A 23,093-nucleotide genomic window follows, 5' to 3' on the forward strand; every position below is an offset into this window, starting at 1 on the left:
TGATGAGAGTTCTGTCCTGCTCACCACCGCGGGCGCTGTAAGCAGAAGGTGCCGCGAACGCTTGGCATCGGGGGGCCGATGCGCCTCATCGCTCCGCTGCGGCGGTTTTGTTGTGGACGCGAGTGTATACAGTTTGCCGGTCCGGGCGCGGCTCGCGCGCGGGCCGCCAAGGGTTATCACTGACATGCCACGGCTGGCTGCAATAAGCATGCCGCCGGAGCGGCCCACCGACGTGGCGGACGAACGCGGCACGACCCGCCAGGGCGGGCGTGCCGCCTCAGCCTGCCGCGTCCGCCAGGGCCGCTTCGGCCGGCGCAACCGGCGCGGCATAACGGCGCACCAGCGCCAGCAGCTCGTCCTCGCCGTAGGGCTTGCCGAGGTAGTGGTCCACGCCCAGCGCCTGCGCATGCTCGCGGTGCTTGCCCGCGATGCGCGAGGTGATCATGACCACCGGCAGGTCGGCCAGTTGCGTGTCGGCGCGGATGTTGCGCACCAGGTCGAAGCCGTCCATGCGCGGCATCTCGATGTCCGACAGCACCAGCGCGGGCCGCTCGCCCTGCAGCAGTTCCAGCGCCTGCAGGCCGTCGGCGGCCAGCGCCACCCGCCAGCCTTCGCGCTGCAGCAGGCGCTGCGTCACGCGGCGCACGGTGATGGAGTCGTCCACCACCATCACGAGCGGTACCTGGGCCGCCGTGCGGCCCGGCTGGCCGGCGGCATCGGGCGCGGGCAGGTCCGCGGCCAGGCGCTGGCGCCGCCGCGCCTGCCCGCCGTGCAACGTGCCGAGCACCACCGGGTTGTGGATCATCACCACGGCGCCGGAGGCGAGCACGGTGATGCCCACCAGGCCCGGCACGCGCGCGAGCTGCGGCCCCAGGTTCTTGACCACCACTTCCTGGCTGCCGAGCACCTCGTCCACATGCAGCAGCACGCGCTGGGCGGCGCTGCGCACCACCACCAGGGTGTTGGCGCGGCCGGGTGGCTGCTCGCTGGCGTCGGAGGCCTGCAGCAGCGCACCCGCCCAGTAGAAGGGCAGGCGCTCCCCGCCGTAGCCGCTGTGCGCCTCGGCATAGGCCTGGGCCAGCTCGGTGGCGCCGGCGCGTTGCACCAGCTCGACCAGGCTGGCGGGCACGCCGAAGGTCAACCCGCCCGCGCGCAGCATCACCACCTGCGTGACGGCCGTCGTCAGCGGCAGCACCAGGCGGAACTCGGTGCCCTGCCCCGCCGTGCTGCGGGTCTCGATGCGGCCGCCCAGGGCCGTCACCTCGGCGCGCACCACGTCCATGCCGATGCCGCGCCCGGCCAGTTCCGAGACCTCGGTCGCGGTGGTGAAGCCGGGACGGAAGACCAGCTCGGCCAGTGCCCGCTCGTCCAGCGCCGCGCCGGGCTCGATCAGCCCCTGTGCCTCGGCGCGGTCGCGGATGCGCTCGGCCCGCAGGCCACCGCCGTCGTCGGCGAAGCGGATGGCGATGTCGTTGCCGTCCTGGCGCATCTCCACGCGCAGTTGCCCGGTGGCCGGCTTGCCGGCGCGCTCGCGCTCCGCGGGCGGCTCGATGCCATGGACCACGGCATTGCGCAGCAGATGCTCGAAGGCCGGCGCGATGCGGTCGAGCACGCCGCGGTCCATCTCCACCTCGCCGCCGAGCAGGTCGAGGTGCACCGGTTTGCCCGTTTCCTTGGACGCCTGGCGCACCACGCGGTACAGCCGCTCGGCCAGGTTGTCGAAGGCCACCATGCGCGTGCGCAGCAGCGAGCGCTGCAGCTCGCGCGTCTGGCGCGCCTGGGTCTGCAGGCCGTCCTCGGCCACCTGCACGGTGCGCTGCAGCGTACGGTGCACGGCGGCGACGTCGTCCACCGACTCGGCCATCATGCGCGTCAGCTCCTGCACCCGGGTGAAGCGGTCGAACTCCAGCGGGTCGAAGCCCTGCGCATCGCGCGACTGCATCTGGCGCGACTGCATCTGGCTTTCGGCCTGCACCTCCAGGTCGCGCAGCTGCTGGCGCAGGCGCTGCAGGTTGCCGGTGAGTTCGCCCAGGGCGCCGCGCAGTTGCTCGACCGAGGCCTCGACACGGCCACGGGTGATGGTCACCTCGCCGGCCTCGGCCATCAACCTGTCGAGCAGTTGGGCGCGGATGCGCACCACCGCCCCGGCCCCCGGGGCGGCGGCCAGCGCTGCGGCGGGCTGGGCAGCCGCGAGCGCGGCGTCGAGGCCGGCGGGACGCGGCACCTCGTCCGGCATGCCGCCGGCGGCCGACGCCAGCGGCGCGGAGGCATCGCCGGTCTGGATGCGCAGCGCCGGCGCGCTGTGCTCGGCCGCGACGGAATCGGCCGCCAGTTGCTGGCGCCGCGCCTCGTCGGCCGAATCGGCGGCGCGGAGCTGGTCGAAATCGGCCTGCAGCACGTCCAGCCGGCCCAGGGCCTGCTCCAGCGCTTCGCGCACGGTGTCGCCCAGGCCCAGCGGCTCCAGCGCCGATTCCATCTGGTGGGCGCGCTGGCCCAGGCGCATCGCCCCCGCCAGCCGGGCGCTGCCCTTGAGGGTGTGCAGGGCCCGCAGCACCTGTGCGCGGGCGTCGCCGTCGTCCGGCTGCGCGGCCCAGGCGCGCAGCGCCCGGCTGAGGGCGGGCAGCAGTTCGGCCGCCTCCTCCTCGAAGATGGGAAAGAGCTCGTGGTCGACGGCGTCCTGCACCGCGCCGAGTTCGTCCTCGGGCTCCAGCGCGACATCGGGCCCGGGCGCCGAAGCCGGTCCCAGCGTGGATGCCGGGGTGGCGGCGGGCAGTTCGAGCAGGGCGCGCAGCCGCTCGGGCAGGCCGGCGTTGGGGGCCTTGACGAAGCCGGCCGCGAACTGGTGCAGCAGCCGGCGGATGTCTTGCGCAGCCTCGACGAGCACGGCCGCCTGGGCCGCGCCCGCGCGGTGTTCGCCCTGCAGGTGCTGCAGCGCGTTCTCCACCAGCCGCGCGAGTTCGGACAGCAGCGCGAAGCCGACGGTGGCCGAACTGCCGGCCAGCGAATGCGCCGCGGCAATCGCCTCGTCGGGCAGGCGCGTGCCCGGCGAGGGGGCCCAGGCCGCCAGCCGTTCGACCAGCTGGCGCGACCATTCGTCGGCCTCGCTCAGGTAGACGTTGTAGAGCGCCAGCGGAATGCGCAGTCCGCCGACCAGCCGCACGTCGTCGCCCGCGACGGGCGCCGGGGCTTCCTGAGGCGGTGGCGTGGCCGGCGCTGCGTCGTCCTGCACCGGGTCGGGGGCTGCGTCGTCGGCCATCGACGGCTCGCCGGCCGCGGGCTCGGGCGGCGCCATCGACAGCTCGAAATCCACACCGTAGTCCGAGGACAGCGGCACCGAGTCCTCGGCCGGCTCAGCCTGCGTGGTGCGCTCGAAGTCGGCGAGCGCGGCATCGGCCTCGGACTCGTCCTCCTCGCGGCGCATCGGGGCCGGCAGCGTAGGCGGCTCGTCGAAGGCGAACTCGGCCTCCATGCGGGTGTGGCCGAAGCTGGCAGGCGCCGGGATCGGCGGGCGCGGCGGCGGATCGGGCAGCAGGAAGTCGAGGTCGGCCGGCTGGGTCGGGCCGCCCAGATCCAGCTCGGGCAGCAGGTCGGGATCTTCCACGGGCGCCGGCAGCGGCTCCAGCGGGGCCGGCAACGTGGTGGCCTCGAAGTCGGGCTCGAAGACCGGCAAGGGGGGCAGTGCCTCGGCCGCCGGGGGCGGCTCGGCCGGTGCAGGCGGCGCCCATACCGGCGCGGGCGCGGGCGCGGGCGCGGGCGTCGTCGCACGGACCGGCGGCACCGGGTCTGCGGACTCGGGAGCCGCAGCCAGCGCGCGCATCGGCGCCAGCCAGGGCGCGCCGGCCGGTGGCGTGCGGCCCTCGGCGATGGCGTCGATCCATGCGGCAAAGCCGGGCAGCGCGACTTCGGTCGCCGACATCAGCGCCGGGTCGGCACGGCGCTGCTCGGCCAGCCAGGTGTTGAGCACCTGCTCGCAGGCCCAGGCGGCGTCGCCGAATTCGGTCAGCCCCACCATGCGGGCACTGCCCTTGAGCGTGTGGAAGGCCCGGCGCAGCACCGTGAGTTCGTCGTCGCTGCCCGGCGGCTCGGCCAGCGAGCGCAAGGCGGCGCGGGCGGACTGCAGCACCTCGCGGGCCTCGTCCAGGAAGATGGCGCGCAGGTCGTCCTCGTCCAGCTCGGCCACGTCCATGCCCGGAGGCGATGCCGCCTCGGCGGGTGCCACGGATGGCGGCGACGCGGTCGGCCAGGTCTCGGCGGCGCGGCTGAATTCCTCGAGGGCCGGCGCCACGGGCGTGCCCACCTCGGCCAGGCGCTGGGCGATCTGCGCGTCCACGGCGCGGGCGCTGTCGATCACCTCGGCCGGCAGCTCGTCGCGCGGCGGCACCACGGGCGCCGGCGCGCCCTGGCGGCCCATGAGGGGATCGAGCCGGCCGGCGGCCTCGTCGAAGACGAAGAGCCGCCGCGCCAGCGCCGGCTGGTAGGCCAGCATGTCGATCAGGAAGCCGAGTGCGCCCAGGTTGTGGCCCAGGCGCTCGACGCCCGGTGCACCGGGCGCGATGGCACCCTGGCCGGCGCCGTCGGCCAGCAGTTGCTCCACGTCCTCGCGCATGCGCTGCACGGCGCGCGCAGCCTGGTCCAGGCCCAGCACCGACAGGACGCCGCGCATCTGCGTGAGCTGGGCCGGCACGGCGCGCAGCACGCTGCCGTCGCCTGGCCGGCGGAAGAACTGGTCGAGCGATTTCTCCAGCTCGCCCAGGTGGGCGCGCAGTTCGTCGACCACGGTGCCGAGGCTCTGGCGATCGCTCACGCGGTGGTAGAGCGCCTCCATCCAGGGCGCCAGCGGCTCGGACGGCGCGCCGCGCCGCGCGCGCTCGATGCGGCCGGCCAGTTGCACGATGCGCTCGGCCAGTTCGCGGTTCTGCGGATCGAGGTCGTCGAAGGCGGCCTCCATGTGCAGCAGCGCGGTGGCCACTTCGAGCGCCAGTTCGGTCGACGGCGGCACGCCGCGGTGGATAACCTCGCCCAGCACCTGATCGAAGGCCTGCACCAGCGGCGCGGCGGCCGGGTACAGCGCCATCAGCGATTCGCCCAGCTGCGCGAAGCTGTCGGCAGCGGGGCGCAGGCGGTTGAGGTCGCCCTCGGAGATGGCGGACCAGCATTCCTTGGCGGCCTCGGCGCGACGGCGGGCCTGCGCCAGCACCGCCGGATCGAAGCGGCCGAAGCGGCGCTGCTCGTAATCCACCGGATCGCCGCGGCCCAGGCCCCAGGCGCGGCGCACGGTCGTCAGCAGCGGCAGGGGGGCCGGCGGGGGCACCGGCACGCGCGCCTGGGCGCAGAAGAAGAGCAGGTCCTGCCCCAGCCGGTCGGCCACGGGCGCCGTGCCGCGGGCCAGGGCGGCGTACTGCAGCATCACCCTCGAGGCGGTGCGGCGCACGTACGCATCGGCCACCAGCACGCTGGCTCCGAGGGCCTCGAAGAAGGCACCGGACAGCAGCCAGAAGCCGGCGGGCGGCGTGCCGGGCGGCTGCCCGGCCATCAGGCGCAGGCACAGCGCGGCCAGGCGGCGGGCCGACTCGGCATTGCCGCTCTTGACCACCTGGAGCAGGTCGCGGTCGAGCCCGGCGCGCACCGGTGCATCGAGCACCAGCGGCGGCACACCCTCGGGCCGGGGCAGTGCGGGCCAGGACCACGGCTCGGGCCACAGGTCGGCGGGGTGGATGCGGTCGGCACCCGCCAGCTCCAGCATGTCGCGGTAATGCGGGAACAGCCCCAGCACCGGCGCCGGACGGCCGGCCATGAGGCGGGCCAGGAAGTCGGCCAGCGCGAAGCCGGCCCGCTCGATGGCGGCCGTCGAGGCATCGGTCTGCAGCGCCGGCTCGCGCTGCAGCCGCTGCACGGCCCATTCCATGCCCGATGCCAGCCGCCCTGCCCCGCCCTGCCCCACCAGCTGCAGCGCGCCCGCCGCCTGATGCAGGTGATGGACCGCCGCCTGCAGATCGGCCTCGTCGCCCGCCTGCCCCGGCGCACGCCCCAGCTGATGCCGGTGCATCGCCTTGGCCGCGTTCTCCAGCGACTTGCGCACCTCGCCATGCACCCAGGCCAGGGGGCCGAGGTCGGTGGTGGCGCCGTCCATCGCCGATGTGCCGCTCGCGTGAGGTGCGTTCATGCGTTCACTCCGGCAAGCCCAACCTGGCGCGCGGCGCCAGCGCCAGCAACCGCCACTGGCTTCCCGTTCGAATGGCCGCGGAGCAGGCCAAGCGGGAACATCCGCGGAACCGGCTTTGCCGGGCCGCTGGAGAGGTCTTGCAGACCGCGCTGCGCCAGTGGCGCAGCCCCTCGCCAGTCGGGCCTGGTCCACTGGACCAGGCCCGTACGGGCCCGGCCCCCTTGAGGGGGGAGGCGAAGCGCGAAGCGCGCAGCCTGGGGGTGTTCCATATCACGCGATCTTGAAGCGCGCGACCGATTGGCGCAGCTCCTCGGCCATCTGCGAGAGCTCGCGCACCTGCCGTGCCGTGGCGCGGGTGCCTTCGCCGGTCTGCTCGGTCACGGCAAAGATGTGCTGGATGCTCGCGGCCACGACGTTGGCCGATTCGGCCTCGCGCGAGGCCGACTGCGAGATCTCCTCGATCAGCTCGGCCAGGCGGCGCGACACGCGGTCGATCTCGGACAGCGCCGTGCCCGCGTTGTCGGACAGCCGCGCGCCCTCGACCACGCCCTGCGTGGAGCGCTCCATGGCGCCCACGGCGTCCTGCGTGTCGGTCTGGATCGCCTTGACCAGCGCGGCGATCTGGCGCGTGGCGTCGCCCGAGCGTTCGGCCAGCCGCTGCACCTCCTCGGCCACCACCGAGAAGCCGCGCCCCGCCTCGCCGGCCGAGGCGGCCTGGATGGCGGCGTTCAGGGCCAGCACGTTGGTCTGCTCGGTGATGTCCGAGATCAGCTCGGTGATCTCGCCGATCTCCTGCGAGGACTCGCCCAGCCGCTTGATGCGCTTGGCCGTGTCCTGGATCTGGTCGCGGATCGCGTTCATGCCGCCGATGGTGTTCTGCACCGCCGACAGGCCCGATTCCGCCGCCTGCAGCGACTGGCGCGCCACCGCGGCCGACTCCTGCGCCTGCGCCGACACGCCGTTGATGCGCGCGGCCATGCTCAGCACCGACTGGCCGGTCTCGCGGATCTCGCGCAGCTGCTCGGTCGAGGCGGCCAGCAGCTCGGTCGAGGTCTGGTCGACTTGGCCCGTGGTGTGGGCCACGCGGGTGGCCGTGTTCTGCACGTTGCCCACCAGCAGCCGCAGCTCCTCGACGGTGTAGTTCACCGAGTCGGCGATGGCGCCGGTGATGTCCTCGGTCACGGTGGCCTGCTGCGTGAGGTCGCCCTCGGCCACGGTCTGCAGCTCGTTCATCAGCCGCAGGATGGCGCTCTGGTTGGCGCTGTTGACGCGGTTGGATTCGCGGGCCTGCTCCTCGGCCTGCTGGCGATCGCGCTCGGCGGCGGCCGCGCGCTGGCGACCTTCGCGCACCTGCAGCCAGCCGATGGCGGCGGCCAGGCCCAGCGCCGCCAGCGACAGCAGGACCAGCAGCGCCAGTTCCTCGAAGCCCAGGCCGGTGCGCGACTGCAGGCGCGTCTGCAGCTCGCCCAGGGCGCGGCGCAGGGGCTCGCTGTCGGCCAGCACGGCCGCCTGCGCCTCGCGCGCGGCCACCACGCCCTGCAGGTTCTCCAGCACGGCGCGGGCCTGGGCCTGGTTCTGCTGATGGCTGGCCAGGAGGGCGTTGAGCGACTCGCGCGCCGCGGGGTCGCGCAACGGCGACAGGCCCAGCGAGGCGCTGCCGTCCTGCAGGCCACGCACCAGCTCCTCGAAGCGGGTCATGTCCTTGCCGAGCAGGAACACCGCGTCGGGGCTCACGCCCTCGACGGTCAGGAATTCGCTGGCCGACTTGCCGATGCGCTGGGTGAGCATCGCCAACTGGCTCGCCGCCTGCGCCTCGGCCGGCGAGGCGCCGCGCAGGGCGGCGGTGGCCACGGTCTGTGCGGCGTCCAGCTGGTCGGCCGACTGGCGGGCGATGCCGCGCAGGCCCGCGCCCACCTCGATCAGCACCTTCTGCTGGCCCAGCACCACCTTGGCACCGGCTTCGGCCCGCGCCGCCAGCGGCTGGATGCGGGCCAGGATCTCGGCATCGGCGGCGCCCAACGGCGACAGGCCCAGTTCGTCGTCGCCACGCGCCAGGCCGGCGACCCGCCGCGTGAGGTCGTCCGTGCTGTCGCGCAGCTCGGCGAAGGCGGGCACCGTGCCGACGAGGGCCTGCGACACCGACTTGGCCAGCCGCTGCGACTGCATCAGCGCCTGGCCGGCCGAAGCCAGCTGCTGCGAGACACGGTCCGCGCGCACGGCCGTCCAGCCGGCGGCCGCCAGCAGCATCAGCACGAGCAGGGCCAGCAGGGCGATGAGCCAGCGCTGGCGCACGGCGGGCATGCGGCCGGCCGCGGCCGGTGCAGCGGCAGGGCGGAGCGCATCGGCCTTCGCCGCGGCGGCCGGCGGCCGTGGCTCCAGTCCCGCGGGCCGCGTCTCGGTGCGGCGTGCGGCGGCAGCCGGCGCCGGCCCGGGCGAATCGGCGCCGATCACGGTGGCCGGCTGGTCCAGGTCCGCGACGCCGGGGTCGCGGCCTGGCAGGTACTTCTTGAGCGTATCGACGATCGGGGTCACGGTCGGTCCTTCGGAACGGAGACGGCGGCGCGGATCGTCACGCCGCGATGTGCAGGAAGGCGGGATCGGCCGCCAACGCCTGCAGGTCGAGCACCTGCCAGGCCCGGCCCTCGCCGTCGGCCAGGCAGGCGCCCAGCCAGGGCGGGCGCACCGCCTCGGCATGCAGCACGCCGGTGAAGGCGCTGCCGCTGCGCAGGCCGGCCAGCGCATCGACCCGCAGCGCGGCGTTGACGCCCAGTGCTTCGCCCAGCGCCACCAGGTGCGACCCCTCCTCGCCCGGCTGGCCCGCCTCGGCGGGCAGGGGCGAGTCGGCCAGCCAGTGGGCCAGCCGGATCACGCCGCACAGCCGTCCGCGCAGGTTGGCCACGCCGAGGAACCAGGGCTTGACGTAGGGAACGGGCTGCGGCGCCGCGGCCGGAAATATCTCGCCGGCCTGCGGCAGCGGCAGCAGGCAGGCACGGCCACCGGCCTGGACCGCCAGCCACTGTGCCGCCATCGGACGCGCCTGGGCGGCCTGCAGCCGCTCGGCCAGGCGGGCCTGGAAGGCGCGCAGGGACTCACGCTGCGCCATGGGCCACCCGGACGCGGATGCGTGCGCGCCACCGCTGCCCGCCCGGGGCGGCAGCACGGTCGGCAGCGGAGGGGCCAGCGGGACGCATGGGGCCGCCTCAGTCCAGCGCGCGGATCTTGGCGAGCAACTCGTCGGCCTGCACGGGTTTGACGATGTAGTCGCGCGCCCCCTGGCGCAGGCCCCACACACGGTCGGTCTCCTGGCCCTTGCTGCTGCACATGATCACCGGCACCTGGGCGAAGCGCGGATCGCGCATCAGGCTGCGGGTGAACTGGAAACCGTTCTGCCCCGGCATGACGATGTCCATCAGGATCAGGTCGGGCAGGCCGATCTCCAGGTGCCGCATCGCGGCCTCGGCGTTCTCGGCGGTGCGCACGGCAAAGCCGTTGCGCTGCAGCAGGTCCGACAGGAATACCAGCTCGGTGCGGGAGTCGTCGACGACGAGCACGCTGCGGATGGTCATGGGCGGTGTTCTCTCGTGCCTGCGCGCAGGGCGGCGCAGGCCATCATGTCGCGGATGGCGCCGGGGCGGTGCCGTCGCCGCCGAACTGCCGCACGGCCTGCAGCAGCTGGTCCTTGGTGAAGGGTTTGGTCAGGTAGTCCTGCGAGCCCACCATGCGCCCGCGGGCCTTGTCGAAGACGCCGTCGCGCGAGGAAAGCATGACCACCGGCACATGGCTGAACTGGGCATTGCGCTTGATGATGGCGCAGGTCTGGTAGCCGTCCAGCCGGGGCATCAGGATGTCGCAGAAAATCAGCTGCGGCTGGTGGTCGTTCACCTTCGAAAGCGCGTCGTAGCCGTCCTCGGCCAGCAGCACCTCGTGGCCGCCCTGCTTGAGGAAGATCTCGGCACTGCGCCGGATCGTGTTGCTGTCGTCGATCACCAGCACCTTGAAACCCGATCCGTTCGCACTCATCGCCATCCTCTTGTCTTGGCCGCCGGCCGCACTGCGCGGCCGCGGCAACCGGGCGGTGCCGTCGCCGCGAGGCTCAGATCTCGACCATTTCGAAATCTTCCTTGCGCGCGCCGCACTCCGGGCAGGTCCAGTTCATCGGAACATCGGCCCAGGCCGTGCCCGGGGCAATACCATCGTCGGGCCAACCTGCCGCTTCGTCGTAGATCCACCCGCAAATCAGGCACATCCAGGTTTTCGTATTCATCGCAGCTTACGGGCCTCGTTCAAATAATGCAACAATTGTATCTAGACGTCACCCCTTTTGACGTTGTCAAAAGGACCCGTGACATGCTTCCGCGCAGCGCCCGCCCATTCATGCAGAGACCCGGCATCCGGGCCCTCGAGGCAGCGCAACCGGGCGATGTTAACGAAGGTGACGCAGCGGGAGATGACCCTGCGCAGTCCCCGCTTCTTCCCGCCGAAGAGCTGCGCCAGCCCTGCGTGCTGGTCTTCAACGCCGGCGACGCCAGCGGCGCCACGGGCCTGAGCGCGGACGCGCTGTCGGTGGCTTCGGTAGGCGCCCACATGCTGGGGGTGACCACCGGCGTCTATGTGCGCGACACCGCCGAGGTCTTCGACCATGTGGCGCTGGACGAGGAGCACGTGGCCGAGCAGGCCCGCGCCATCCTGGAGGACGTGCCCGTGCAGGCCATCAAGGTGGGTTTTGCCGGCAGTCCCGACAACCTGAGCCTGGTGGCCGAGATCGCCTCCGACTATCCCGAAGTGCCCGTGGTGGCCTACATGCCCAACCTGTCGTGGTGGGAGGACGAGCCGATCGACAGCTACCTGGACGCCTTCCGCGACCTCGTGCTGCCGCAGACGGCCGTGCTGGTGGGCAACCAGGGCACGCTGCGCCGCTGGCTGCTGCCCGACTGGGACGGCGACCGCCCGCCCACGCCGCGCGACATCGCCCGCGCGGCCGGCGAACTGGGCGTGTCGTACACGCTGGTGACCGGCATCCTGCGGCCCGACGGCTGGATGGAGAACGTCCTGGCGTCGCCCCAGTCCACGGTGCTGAGCGAGAAATACGAACGGCTCGATGCCGTCTTCGCCGGTGCCGGCGAGACGCTGTCGGCCGCGCTGGCCGCTCTGCTGGCCACCGGCGCCGACCTGAGCTCGGCCACCGCGGAGGCCTTGGCCTACATGGACCGCAGCCTGGACGCGGGCTTCCGCCCCGGCATGGGCCAGGTGCTGCCCGACCGCCTGTTCTGGGCCCAGCCCGACGACGACGACGAAGAGGAGGACGACGGCCTGGACCGGGCCGACTTCGCCCTGCCTCCCCATGACACGCGGCATTGAATGCCACCCCTCCCATGACCATCGACACCAATCTCCAGCTCTTCGACCGTGCCCGCGCCGTGATCCCGGGCGGCGTCAATTCGCCCGTGCGCGCCTTCCGTGCCGTCGGCGGCACGCCCCGCTTCATCGCCCGCGCCCAGGGCCCCTACATGTGGGACGCTGCCGGCCAGCGCTACATCGACTACATCGGCTCCTGGGGCCCCATGATCCTGGGCCATGGCCATCCGGCCGTGGTCGAGGCCGTGCAGCGCGCGGTGGCCGAGGGCTTTTCCTTCGGCGCGCCGACCGAGCGCGAGATCGAGCTGGCCGAGGCCATCCTGGCGCTGATGCCGTCGATGGAGATGGTGCGGCTGGTGAGCTCCGGCACCGAGGCCGCCATGAGTGCCCTGCGCCTGGCGCGCGGCGCCACCGGCCGGCGCCACATCGTCAAGTTCGAGGGCTGCTACCACGGCCATGCCGACGCGCTGCTGGTCAAGGCCGGCTCGGGCCTGGCCACCTTCGGCAACCCCACCTCCGCCGGCGTGCCGGCCGAGGTGGTGCAGCACACGCTGGTGCTCGAATACAACAACATCGCCCAGCTCGAAGAGGCCTTCGCGCTGCACGGCCACGACATCGCCTGCGTGATGATCGAGGCCATCGCCGGCAACATGAACTTTGTGCGGGCCACGCCCGAGTTCGCCCGCCGCTGCCGCGAGCTGTGCACCCAGCATGGCGCGCTGCTGGTGTTCGACGAGGTGATGACGGGCTTTCGCGTCGGCCTGCACGGCGCGCAGGGAGTGCTGGGCATCACGCCCGACCTCACGGTGCTGGGCAAGGTGATCGGCGGCGGCATGCCGCTGGCGGCCTTCGGCGGGCCGCGCGCCATCATGGAGCAGCTGGCGCCGCTGGGCCCGGTCTACCAGGCCGGCACGCTGTCGGGCAATCCGGTGGCCACGGCCTGCGGCCTGGCCACGCTCAAGGAGATCGCCCGCCCCGGCTTCTACGAGACCCTGTCGGCCAAGACCCGCGCCTTGGCCGAAGGCCTGCGCCACGCCGCGGCTGATGCCGGCGTGCCTTTCAGCGCCGATTGCGAAGGCGGCATGTTCGGTTTCTTCCTGCTGCCCGCGCTGCCGCAGAACTACGGCAAGGTGATGACCAGCGACGGCGCGAAGTTCAACGCCCTGTTCCACGGCCTGCTCGACCGCGGCGTGTACATCGCGCCGGCGCTGTACGAGGCCGGCTTCGTGAGCGCCGCCCATGCGGCCGAGGACATCTCCGCCACCATCGAGGCGGCGCGCGAGGTGTTCAAGACGCTGGGCTGAGCGCCGGCAGCCGGCGGCGCCGCGTCAGCGACTGGCCGGCCGCTGCGCCAGCACCCACTGCGCCATCAGCCGCGCATCGGCCTCGCCGATCTGCGGATGGCGCGGCATGATCACCCGCCCCCAGTCGCCGACGCTGCCCTCGCGGATCTTGCGCGCGAGCAGCGCCACGGCCTCGGGGTTGTCCGCATGCCGGGCCGCGATGGCCTGCCAGCCCGGGCCCACCGCCTTGCGCTCGGCCAGGTGGCAGCGCATGCAGTCGCTGGCCTGCACCAGCGTGTAGCCCTCTGCCACCGGCCCCGTGGCGGCCACGGGCGGCTTGAACACATAGCCGCGCAGGATGAGCCAGCCGGTGATCAGCATGCCGGCCGCGGACATCGCCACGAACAGCGCCAGCAGCACCAGCAGCCAGCGCGGGCGCCGGGGCGGCGCCTCGTCTTCCGTCGCCCCCGGGCGGCCCGTCGCGCCCATCAGTGGCGGAAGTGGCGCACGCCGCTGAACACCATGGCCACGCCACGCTCGTCGGCGGCGTCGATCACTTCCTTGTCGCGCATCGAGCCGCCGGGCTGGATGACGCAGGTGGCGCCGTGGTCGATCACCACGTCCAGGCCGTCGCGGAAGGGGAAGAAGGCGTCGCTCGCCACCGCCGAGCCGGCCAGCGACAGGCCGGCATGCTCGGCCTTGATGCTGGCGATGCGGGCGGAGTCGAGGCGACTCATCTGGCCGGCGCCCACGCCCAGCGTCATGCCGCCCTGGCAGAAGACGATGGCATTGCTCTTGACGAACTTGGCCACCTTCCAGGCGAAGAGCAGGTCCTGCAGCTCGGCCTCGGTCGGCTGCTTTTTCGTCACGACCTTGAGGTCGGACAGTTGCAGCTCATGGTTGTCGGCGGTCTGGATCAGCAGGCCCGAGCCCACGCGCTTGACGTCCTGCGCATTGAGGCCGCGCGCCCAGGCGCTGGCGCCGTCGCGCTTGATGCCGTCGAGCGAGATCTGCAGCACGCGCACATTGGGCTTGGTCTTGAGCAGCTCCAGCGCATCGGGGCTGAAGGCGGGCGCCATCAGCACCTCGACGAACTGCTTGCCCACGGCCTGGGCCGTGCCGGCATCCACCGGCGTGTTGAAGGCGATGATGCCGCCGAAGGCCGAGGTGGGGTCGGTCTTGAAGGCCTTGCCGTAGGCCTCGCCCGCGTCGGCACCGATGGCCACGCCGCAGGGGTTGGCATGCTTGACGATCACGCAGGCCGGCACGTCGAAGCTCTTGACGCATTCCCACGCCGCATCGGCATCGGCGATGTTGTTGTAGCTCAGTTCCTTGCCCTGCAGCTGCTTGGCCGTCACCAGCGAGCCAGGCGCGGGATACATGTCGCGATAGAAGGCCGCGGCCTGGTGCGGGTTCTCGCCGTAGCGCAGGTCCTGCACCTTGACGAAGCGGCCGTTGCTCTGCGCCGGGAAGGCGCTGCGCTGCGGCACCGGCTGGCCCGCGCTGGCCTCGAAGTCGACCGACGACAGCCAGTCGCTGATGGCGGCGTCGTAGTTGCTGATGCGGTTGAAGGCAGCGACGGAGAAGCCGAACTTGGTCTTGTCGCTGATGCGGCCGTGGGCCTTGAGTTCTTCCAGCGCCGCGCCGTACTGGCTGGCGTCGGTCAGCACCGCGACGTCCTTCCAGTTCTTGGCGGCGCTACGCACCATGGCCGGGCCGCCGATGTCGATGTTCTCGATGGCGTCTTCCAGCGTGCAGCCGGCCTTGGCCACCGTGGCCTCGAAGGGATAGAGGTTGACCACCAGCAGGTCGATGGTGGCGATGCCGTGCTCGGCCAGTGCGGCCATATGGGCCGGCAGGTCGCGGCGGGCCAGCAGGCCGCCGTGGATCTTCGGGTGGAGCGTCTTCACGCGGCCGTCGAGCATCTCGGGAAAGCCCGTGTGGTCGGCCACCTCGGTGACGGGCAGGCCGGCCTCGGCCAGCAGCTTGGCGGTGCCGCCGGTGGACAGCAGCTGGACGCCCAGCGCATGCAGCCCCTGGGCGAGGTCAAGGACGCCGGTCTTGTCGGAAACGGAAATGAGTGCGGTCAGTGCCATGGGGATGCCAGTCGGGTCTGGGGCTTCGTTGGAATTCGGTTCACTTGGCGAGCTTGTGCTCGAGCAGCTTCTTGCGCAGGGTGTTGCGGTTCAGGCCCAGCCACTGGGCGGCGCGCGACTGGTTGCCCTCGGCGCGGTCCATGACCACCTCCAGCAGCGGCTTTTCGACGGCACGCACCAGCATGTCGTGCAGGCCGTCCGGCTCGGTGCCGCGCAGGTCGCGGAAGTAGTCTTCGAGGCTGGATTTCACGCACTCCTCGATCGTGTGTTTGCTCATGTCGTCGTTCGTTCGATGTGTCTTGTGACGGCGCCCGATCCCCCGCGCGCCGCGCAACCACCGCCTGCGTTCAGCAGGTGAGGCAGCCGCTGTCTTCTTCGTCTTCTTCCTGCAGGGCATCCGGCCCGGCGGTGGCCTCGGGCATGCGGTCCATCCGCTCGCCCAGGGCCTCGAAATAGTCGGCCACGGCCTGCCACTGCGTGGCGGAGTCCTCCAGCCGGTTCATGCGCTGACGGAAGTCCTCGCCGCCCGGCAGCGCCCGTACGTACCAGCCGATGTGCTTGCGCGCGGTGCGCACGCCCGTCACCTCGCCGTACAGCGCGTAGTGCTCGTGCAGATGCGCGAGCAGCAGCCGGCGCACCTCGGCCACCAGCGGCGGCGCCATGGTCTCGCCGGTGGCCAGGAAGTGGCCCACCTCGCGGAAGATCCACGGCCGGCCCTGGGCCGCGCGGCCGATCATCAAGGCGTCGGCGCCGGTGGCGGCCAACACGTCGCGCGCCTTCTGCGGCGAGTCGATGTCGCCGTTGGCGACCACCGGGATGCCCACCGATGCCTTGACGGCCGCGATGGTGTCGTACTCGGCGAAGCCCTTGTAGCCTTGTTCGCGCGTGCGGCCGTGCACCGTCAGCATGCGGATGCCGGCGGCCTCGAAGCGGCGTGCCAGCGCCACGGCATTGCGGTGCTCGGTGCTCCAGCCGGTGCGCATCTTGAGCGTCACGGGCACGCCATGCGGCGCGGCGGCGGCCACCACCGCCTCGGCGATGGCGAGGGCCAGCGGCTCGTCGCGCATCAGCGCCGAGCCCGCCCACTTGTTGCAGACCTTCTTCGCCGGGCAGCCCATGTTGATGTCGATGATCTGGGCGCCGCGGTCGATGTTGTACTGGGCCGCCTCGGCCATCATGGCCGCGTCGGTGCCGGCGATCTGCACGGCGATGGGCCCGGGCTCGCCGTCATGGTTGGCCCGGCGCGAGGTCTTGAGCGAACTCCACAGGTCCTTGCGGGAGGTGACCATCTCGCTCACCGCATAGCCCGCGCCGAGCGAGCGGCACAGCATGCGGAACGGCCGATCCGTCACGCCCGCCATGGGTGCGACGAACAGGCGGTTCTCCAGCGTGATGTGGCCGATCTGCATGAGGTGGGGAGGAAAAGCGCGCAGCGCCGCGGACGCTGCTGAAAAATGAGGCACGGATTCTAGCCACCCGCGATTTCAGCGGCTGAAACGCGCACGCAGGCGACGGCCGCCGACCGCCGACCGCCGACCGCCGACCGCTGGCCGCTGGCCGTTGCCGCCGGCAGCACGCCCACGGGCATGCACACGGCCTGCGCGCCGACGTGGGCCGCACCTGCCATTCCTATACTCCCGCCCCCATGGAAGCCTGGTTCGAGTCCGTGATGGCCGCCGCGATGGCGGCACTGGCACTGCCGCAATTCGGGCTGTCGACGCTGTTCGTCGTCGCCTTCGTCTCGGCGACGCTGCTGCCCCTGGGCTCGGAGCCGGCGCTCTTCGGCCTGCTCAAGCTCAATCCCGAACTGTTCTGGCCCGCCGTGCTGGTCGCCACCGCCGGCAACACGCTGGGCGGCGCGCTCACCTGGTGGATGGGCTATGGCGCCCACAAGGTGGCCGACAAGTACAGCCATTCCAGTCACCACCTGCGGGCCATCGCCTGGCTGGAGCGCCTGGGCCCCAAGGCCTGCCTGCTGAGCTGGCTGCCGCTGGTGGGCGATCCGCTGTGCGCCGTGGCCGGCTGGCTGCGCATGCCCTTCTGGCCCTGCGTGGTCTACATGTCCATCGGCAAGTTCGGGCGCTACCTGTGCATGACGGTGGCGCTGCTGTACATCTGGCCGAACCATTGAAGGCGCCCAGCAAAAGGGCCTGCCCCGTCGCCGGAGCAGGCCCTTGCGCTGGTCTTGTCCGCGGCAACGGCCGCGACGCTCAGACGTTGAACAGGAAGTTCATCACGTCGCCATCCTTGACGACGTATTCCTTGCCTTCGCTGCGCATCTTGCCCGCGTCCTTGGCGCCCTGCTCGCCCTTGAAGGCGATGTAGTCGTCGAAGGCGATGGTCTGGGCGCGGATGAAGCCGCGCTCGAAGTCACCATGGATCACGCCGGCCGCCTGGGGGGCCGTGTCGCCGATGCGGATGGTCCAGGCGCGCACTTCCTTCACGCCGGCGGTGAAGTAGGTCTGCAGGCCCAGCAACTTGAACGCCGCGCGGATCAGGCGGTTCAGACCCGGCTCTTCCTGGCCGATCTCTTCGAGGAACATCTTCTTGTCCTCGTCGTCCATGTCGGCCATGTCCGCTTCCATCTTGGCGCAGATGGCCACCACGGGCGCGTTCTGGCTGGCGGCGTACTCTTTCAGGCGGTCCAGCAGCGGGTTGTTCTCGAAGCCGTCCTCGCTCACGTTGCCGACGAACATGGCCGGCTTGGCGGTGATCAGGCACAGCGGCTTGAGCAGCAGCTGGTCGTCCGCCGACAGGCCCAGCGCGCGTGCCGGCTTTCCTTCGTTCAGCGCCGCCTGCACCGGGCCCAGCAGCTTGACCATGGCGATGGCTTCCTTGTCGTTGCCGCTCTTGGCCGCCTTGGTGTAGCGCTGCAGGGCCTTGTCCACGGTGCCCAGGTCGGCCAGGCACAGCTCGGTCTGGATCACCTCGATGTCGGCGATGGGGTCGACCTTGCCCGCCACGTGGATGACGTTCTCGTCCTCGAAGCAGCGCACCACATTGACGATGGCGTCGGTCTCGCGGATGTGGGCCAGGAACTGGTTGCCCAGGCCTTCGCCCTGGCTGGCACCCGCCACCAGGCCGGCGATGTCCACGAATTCGACGATGGCCGGCAGGATGCGCTCGGGCTGGACGATCTGCGCCAGCTGCGCGAGGCGCGGGTCGGGCACCTCGACCACGCCCACATTGGGCTCGATGGTGCAGAAGGGATAGTTCTCGGCGGCGATGCCGGCCTTGGTCAGCGCGTTGAACAGGGTGGATTTACCGACGTTGGGCAGGCCGACGATGCCGCATTTCAAGCTCATGGGGGTCCTCTGGATTAGGCGCGGGATTTTAGGCGGGCACCCCTGAGGGCCCGAAGACTCGCTTTCATGGCCCCGCCGCGGGACCGTGCGCTCAGGGAAAAACCTAGGTCAAACGATGCCGCAAACGTTTGCGCAAACGTTTGCGGCCCCACTATCATCCGCCCCGCTTCGCGCCGGGCAGGCCCTGATGCCGCCCCGATCCATCCATCCACATCCGGAGACTCGCCATGACCTTCACCCGCCGCACGGCCCAGGCCGCCGCCGCCCTCGCCGTTCTGGGCGCCTTCGCCCTCGCGCCCGCCCATGCCCAGGACAAGCCCAAGGTGGCGCTGGTGATGAAGTCGCTGGCCAACGAGTTCTTCGCCACCATGGAAGACGGCGCCAAGACGCACCAGAAGGCCAACGCCGGCCAGTACACGCTGGTGGCCAACGGCATCAAGAACGAGACCGACACCGCCGCCCAGATCAAGATGGTCGAACAGATGGTGGCGCAGAAGGTCAATGCGCTGGTGATCGCACCGGCCGATTCGAAGGCGCTGGTGCCGGTCATCAAGGCGGCCGTCGACAAGGGCATCCTGGTGGTCAACATCGACAACCGCCTGGACGCCGCCGCGCTCAAGGAAAAGAACATCCAGGTGACCTTCGTCGGCCCCGACAACCGCGCCGGCGCCAAGCTGGTCGGCGACTACCTGGGCAAGAGCCTCAAGTCCGGCGACAAGGTCGGCATCATCGAAGGCGTCTCCACCACCTTCAATGCGCAGCAGCGCACCCTGGGCTACCAGGACGCCATGAAGGCCGTCGGCGCCAATGTGGTCGGCGTGCAGTCTGGCCAGTGGGAAATCGACAAGGGCAACACCGTGGCCGCCGGCATGCTGCGCGAGCACCCCGACCTGAAGGCCCTGCTGGCCGGCAACGACAGCATGGCCCTGGGCGCCGTGGCCGCCGTCAAGGCCGCCGGCAAGACCGGCCAGGTGCAGGTGGTGGGCTACGACAACATCGGCGCCATCAAGCCCATGCTGGCCGACGGCCGCGTGCTGGCCACCGCCGACCAGTTCGGCGCCAAGCAGGCCGTCTTCGGCATCGAGACCGCCCTGAAGGCCCTGGCCGAGAAGAAGACCCAGGCCCAGATGCCCGCCGAGATCAAGACCGACGTGGTCCTGGTCACCAAGGACAGCAAGTAAGCCTGCGCGCCCTGCCATGCACGCCCCGCGCACTGCCCTGCTCTCGCTCGACGACATCGGCAAGGACTACGCCGCCACGGTGCTGGACGGCGTGAGCCTCACGCTCGCGCCGGGCGAGGTGCTGGCCCTGACGGGCGAGAACGGCGCGGGCAAGAGCACGCTGTCGAAGATCGTCTGCGGCCTGGTCTCGCCGACGCGCGGGCGCATGCAACTGGCCGGCCAGCCCTTCGCGCCGACCTCGCGCCGCGATGCCGAGGCGCAGGGCGTGCGCATGGTGATGCAGGAGCTGGGCCTGGTGCCCACGCTCACCGTGGCCGAGAACCTGCTGCTGGACCGCCTGCCGCAGCGTCTGGGCTGGCTGCGCCGCGGCGCGCTGCACGAGGCGGCGCGGGCGCAGCTGGCCAAGATCGGCATGGACGGCATCGACCCGGCGCTGCCGGTGGCCGCCCTGGGCATCGGCCAGCAGCAGATGGTGGAGATCGCCCGCAACCTGCAGGACGACACCCGGGTGCTGATCCTGGACGAGCCCACGGCCATGCTGACGCCGCGGGAGACGGCGCATCTGTTCGGGCAGATCGAGCGGCTGAAGTCGCGCGGCGTGGCCATCGTCTACGTGTCGCACCGGCTGGAGGAGCTGCAGCGCATCGCGGACACCGTGGCCGTGCTGCGCGACGGCCGGCTGGTGGACGTGCGGCCCATGGCCGGCGTGCGCGAATCCGAACTCGTCGAACGCATGGTCGGCCGCGCGGTGCACGAGCACGAGGGGCGCCCGCGCCGAACGGCTGGCGCACGCCTGCTGAGCGCCCGCGGCCTGGGCCGCGGCCAGGTGGTGCAGGACGTGGACATCGACCTGCATGCCGGCGAGGTCATGGGCATCGCCGGCCTGGTGGGCGCGGGCCGCACCGAACTCATCCGCCTGCTCTTCGGCGCCGACCGGGCCGACCGCGGGCGCATCGACCTGCACTGGCCCGGTGCCGCCTCGCCGCCCGGTGGGCGCTGGCGCTCGCCGATGCAGGCCATCCGCGCCGGCATCGGCCTGGTGACGGAGGACCGCAAGTCGCAGGGCCTCTTGATGCCGCAGTCGACCCGCGTCAATGCCACGCTGAGCGACCTGGGCGCCATCTCGCGCGGCGGCTGGCTGCGCTTCGCGCATGAGCGCGGCATTGCCCGCCGGCTGGTGCAGACGCTGCGCATCCGTTCGCGCAGCGAGGAGCAGGCCGTCGCCACCCTGAGCGGCGGCAACCAGCAGAAGGTGGTGTTCGCCCGCTGGCTGCACCGCGAATGCAAGGTGCTGCTGCTGGACGAGCCCACGCGCGGCGTGGACGTCGGCGCCCGTGCCGACCTGTATGCCGAACTCGACCGCATGGCCGCCGCCGGCCACGCCATGCTGATGGTCTCCAGCGATCTGCGCGAACTGATGGCCATGTGCGACCGCATCGGCGTGATGCATGCCGGCCGCCTGGTCGCCGTCTTCGAGCGCGGTGCCTGGAGCGAGCAGTCGCTGCTGGCCGCCGCCTTCGGCAATGCACCGGTCGCCGAGGCCGCCGCTGCACCCACCTCTTCCCCGATTCCTGCATGAACCCGCCCGCCCAATCCCCAGCCGCCGCCGCGCCGGCGCCCACCACCCGGCCGCTGCGCGGCCAGCTCGGCACCTACCTCGGCCTGGCCGCGGTGCTGATCGGCATGGTCGTGCTGTTCAGCAGCCTGTCCGAATACTTCTTCACGGCCGAGACCTTCATCACCATCGCCAACGAAGTGCCGGCGCTGACGGTGATGGCCGTGGGCATGACCTTCGTGCTGATCATCGCGGGCATCGACCTGTCGGTCGGCTCGGTGCTGGCGCTGAGCGCCGCCGTCACGGCCGCCGCCATCCTGCAGTGGAAGCTGGCCGTGCCCGCCGCCGCGGCGCTGGGCCTGGCCACGGGCCTCTTGTGCGGCGCCGTCACCGGCGCGGTGTCGGTGGCCTGGCGGCTGCCGAGCTTCATCGTCTCGCTGGGCATGCTGGAAGCCGTGCGCGGCGGCGCCTACCTGGTGACGGATTCGCGCACGCAGTACGTGGGCGATGCCATCGCCGGCCTGGCGGCGCCCTGGATCGGCGGCGTGTCCTCGGCCTTCGTGGTGGCGGTGGCCATCGTGATCGTGGGCCACCTGGTGCTCACGCGCACCGTGTTCGGCCGCCATGTGGTGGGCATCGGCACCAACGAGGACGCCATGCGCCTGGCGGGCATCGACCCGCGGCCGATCCGCATCGCCGTGTTCGCCGTCACCGGTCTGCTGGCCGGTCTGGGCGGGCTGATGCAGTCCGCCCGCCTCGAAGCCGCCGACCCCAATGCCGGCGCCGGCATCGAGCTGCAGGTGATCGCCGCCGTGGTGATCGGCGGCACCAGCCTGATGGGTGGGCGCGGATCGGTCATCAACACCTTCTTCGGCGTGCTGATCATCGCGGTGCTCGAAGCCGGCCTGGCCCAGGTGGGCGCCAGCGAACCGGCCAAGCGCATCATCACCGGCGCCGTGATCGTGGCCGCCGTGATCATCGACACCGTGCGCCAGCGGCGCGCCGGCGCCGCCTGACCGGCGCCACCGCTTTCGCACTGCCGCCATGGCCACCATCAAGGACGTCGCCCTGCGTGCCGGTGTGTCGGTGACCACCGTGTCGCACGTGGTCAACGGCACGCGCGCCGTCAGCCCCGAAGGCCGCGCGCGCGTGGAGGACGCCATCCGCGCCCTGGGCTACGTGCCCAGCGCCGTCGCGCGCAGCCTCAAGAGCAACAGCACGCGCACCGTGGGCATGCTGATTCCCAACAGCTCCAACCCCTACTTCGCCGAGATCGTGCGGGTGGTGGAAGACCGCTGCTTCGGTGCCGGCTATGCGCTGGTGCTGTGCAACACCGACGACGAGCCGCAGCGCCAGGGCGTGTACCTGCAGGTGCTCGCGCAGCGGCGCATCGACGGGCTGATCGTGGTCTCCAGCGGCGGCGACGCGTCGCTGCCCGCGCTGCTGGCCGGCCTGCGCATGCCCACCGTGCTGGTGGATCGCGAGGTGGAAGACCCGGCCTGCGACCTGGTCGAGACCGCCCACATGCAGGGCGGCCTGCTGGCCACGCGGCACCTGCTGTCGCTGGGCCACCGGCGCATCGCCTGCATCGGCGGGCCGACCGGGCTGGCGCCCAGCGAGCAGCGCATCGACGGCTGGCGCATGGCGCTGGCCGAAGCCGGCCATTCGGCGACCAGCGCGGCGCTGCTGTGGCACGGCGGCTTCACGCCGCAGGGCGGCTACGAGGCCATGCACGCCATCCTGCGCACGGCCGAGCGGCCCTCGGCCGTGTTCGTGGGCAACGACCTGATGGCGATGGGCGCGCTGCGTGCCGCCCACGAATGCGGGCTGCGCGTGCCCGACGACATGTCGCTGGTGGGCTTCGACGACATCGAGCTGAGCGCCTATGCCAGCCCGCCGCTCACCACCGTGGCCCAGCCCAAGGCCCGCATCGGCGCGCTGGCGGTGGACATGCTGCTGGAGCGCATCGACGGCCGGCGGCAGATCGGCCGCAAGGTGCTGCTGCAGCCGGAGCTGCGGGTGCGCGACTCGACCGCCCGCTTCGGGCCGTCGTGACGCCAGCACCGCGGCCCGTCATCGCGCTCCACCGCTTCGCCCTCCCATCGCCTTGTCCGCGTCTTTGCCTGTGAGTGCCCTCTCTTTCCCCTTGCCCGAG

18 protein-coding genes are annotated in these 23,093 nt (G+C 71.8%); 7 read left to right on the top strand and 11 right to left on the bottom strand.

Translation table 11 applies throughout. From position 1 onward, the window contains the following. Positions 1 to 277: 277 nt before the first annotated feature. The 6 genes from ABIC63_RS12875 to ABIC63_RS12900 form a co-directional block, all read right to left on the bottom strand. Positions 278 to 6,163, bottom strand: coding sequence for a hybrid sensor histidine kinase/response regulator (locus ABIC63_RS12875; RefSeq protein ID WP_354320040.1), 5,886 nt, complete (start codon positions 6,161 to 6,163; stop codon positions 278 to 280). 270 nt (positions 6,164 to 6,433) lie between these two features. Next, positions 6,434 to 8,695, bottom strand: coding sequence for a methyl-accepting chemotaxis protein (locus ABIC63_RS12880; protein ID WP_502935869.1), 2,262 nt, complete (start codon positions 8,693 to 8,695; stop codon positions 6,434 to 6,436). A gap of 37 nt (positions 8,696 to 8,732) precedes the next feature. Then, a complete protein-coding gene (locus ABIC63_RS12885) occupies positions 8,733 to 9,266 on the bottom strand; it encodes a chemotaxis protein CheW (protein WP_294372813.1) in 534 nt (177 codons plus the stop codon). Positions 9,267 to 9,363: 97 nt separating this feature from the next. Next, entirely contained in the window at positions 9,364 to 9,729 is a 366-nt protein-coding gene (locus ABIC63_RS12890; protein WP_294372817.1) for a response regulator, read from the bottom strand. 43 nt (positions 9,730 to 9,772) lie between these two features. Beyond that, positions 9,773 to 10,183 (bottom strand): response regulator, encoded by a 411-nt coding sequence (locus ABIC63_RS12895; RefSeq protein ID WP_017757129.1) that lies wholly within the window; start codon positions 10,181 to 10,183, stop codon positions 9,773 to 9,775. Between the two features lie 73 nt (positions 10,184 to 10,256). After that, complete coding sequence (locus tag ABIC63_RS12900; RefSeq protein ID WP_043113757.1) at positions 10,257 to 10,427, bottom strand: rubredoxin; 171 nt, start codon at positions 10,425 to 10,427, stop codon at positions 10,257 to 10,259. A gap of 110 nt (positions 10,428 to 10,537) precedes the next feature. Here ABIC63_RS12900 and thiD point away from each other — a divergent pair, with 110 nt between their 5' ends. Then, positions 10,538 to 11,521, top strand: a complete 984-nt coding sequence (thiD, locus tag ABIC63_RS12905) for a bifunctional hydroxymethylpyrimidine kinase/phosphomethylpyrimidine kinase (RefSeq protein ID WP_502935870.1) — start codon at positions 10,538 to 10,540, stop codon at positions 11,519 to 11,521. A 14-nt stretch (positions 11,522 to 11,535) separates the two neighbouring features. Further along, entirely contained in the window at positions 11,536 to 12,822 is a 1,287-nt protein-coding gene (gene hemL, locus ABIC63_RS12910; protein ID WP_294372824.1) for a glutamate-1-semialdehyde 2,1-aminomutase, read from the top strand. A gap of 24 nt (positions 12,823 to 12,846) precedes the next feature. Here hemL and ABIC63_RS12915 read toward each other — a convergent pair whose 3' ends face one another. The 4 genes from ABIC63_RS12915 to dusB all read right to left on the bottom strand — a co-directional run bounded on the left by ABIC63_RS12915 (position 12,847) and on the right by dusB (position 16,306). Beyond that, the gene (locus ABIC63_RS12915; protein ID WP_294372827.1) at positions 12,847 to 13,290 is read right to left on the bottom strand and encodes a c-type cytochrome; all 444 of its coding nucleotides are present in this window, start codon (positions 13,288 to 13,290) and stop codon (positions 12,847 to 12,849) included. Continuing rightward, the gene (gene purH, locus ABIC63_RS12920; protein WP_354320041.1) at positions 13,290 to 14,897 is read right to left on the bottom strand and encodes a bifunctional phosphoribosylaminoimidazolecarboxamide formyltransferase/IMP cyclohydrolase; all 1,608 of its coding nucleotides are present in this window, start codon (positions 14,895 to 14,897) and stop codon (positions 13,290 to 13,292) included. Before purH ends, ABIC63_RS12915 begins: the two co-directional genes overlap by 1 nt. A gap of 40 nt (positions 14,898 to 14,937) precedes the next feature. Then, entirely contained in the window at positions 14,938 to 15,174 is a 237-nt protein-coding gene (locus ABIC63_RS12925) for a helix-turn-helix domain-containing protein (RefSeq protein ID WP_076509440.1), read from the bottom strand. Between the two features lie 70 nt (positions 15,175 to 15,244). Next, positions 15,245 to 16,306 (bottom strand): tRNA dihydrouridine synthase DusB, encoded by a 1,062-nt coding sequence (gene dusB, locus ABIC63_RS12930; protein ID WP_354320042.1) that lies wholly within the window; start codon positions 16,304 to 16,306, stop codon positions 15,245 to 15,247. 236 nt (positions 16,307 to 16,542) lie between these two features. Between dusB and ABIC63_RS12935 the strand changes: the two genes are divergently transcribed. Next, on the top strand, positions 16,543 to 17,028 hold the full coding sequence (locus ABIC63_RS12935) for a YqaA family protein (RefSeq protein ID WP_294372838.1): 486 nt from the start codon (positions 16,543 to 16,545) through the stop codon (positions 17,026 to 17,028). A 79-nt stretch (positions 17,029 to 17,107) separates the two neighbouring features. Here the strand turns inward: ABIC63_RS12935 and ychF are convergent, their stop codons facing one another. Continuing rightward, positions 17,108 to 18,202 (bottom strand): redox-regulated ATPase YchF, encoded by a 1,095-nt coding sequence (gene ychF / locus ABIC63_RS12940; protein ID WP_294372840.1) that lies wholly within the window; start codon positions 18,200 to 18,202, stop codon positions 17,108 to 17,110. Between the two features lie 227 nt (positions 18,203 to 18,429). Between ychF and ABIC63_RS12945 the strand changes: the two genes are divergently transcribed. Genes ABIC63_RS12945 through ABIC63_RS12960 form a run of 4 tightly spaced genes read left to right on the top strand, consistent with a single transcriptional unit; the run spans position 18,430 to position 22,993 of the window. After that, positions 18,430 to 19,383: a sugar ABC transporter substrate-binding protein gene (locus ABIC63_RS12945; protein ID WP_354320043.1), complete on the top strand. Its 954-nt coding sequence runs from the start codon at positions 18,430 to 18,432 to the stop codon at positions 19,381 to 19,383. A gap of 16 nt (positions 19,384 to 19,399) precedes the next feature. Next, positions 19,400 to 20,962, top strand: a complete 1,563-nt coding sequence (locus ABIC63_RS12950) for a sugar ABC transporter ATP-binding protein (protein ID WP_354320044.1) — start codon at positions 19,400 to 19,402, stop codon at positions 20,960 to 20,962. Then, on the top strand, positions 20,959 to 21,954 hold the full coding sequence (locus ABIC63_RS12955) for an ABC transporter permease (protein ID WP_354320045.1): 996 nt from the start codon (positions 20,959 to 20,961) through the stop codon (positions 21,952 to 21,954). Before ABIC63_RS12950 ends, ABIC63_RS12955 begins: the two co-directional genes overlap by 4 nt. A 28-nt stretch (positions 21,955 to 21,982) precedes the next feature. Beyond that, a complete protein-coding gene (locus ABIC63_RS12960; RefSeq protein WP_354320046.1) occupies positions 21,983 to 22,993 on the top strand; it encodes a LacI family DNA-binding transcriptional regulator in 1,011 nt (336 codons plus the stop codon). The last annotated feature ends 100 nt before the right edge of the window (positions 22,994 to 23,093 follow it).

It is taken from the genome of Pseudacidovorax sp. 1753 (genome assembly GCF_040544975.1).
GTDB lineage: Bacteria > Pseudomonadota > Gammaproteobacteria > Burkholderiales > Burkholderiaceae_C > Xenophilus.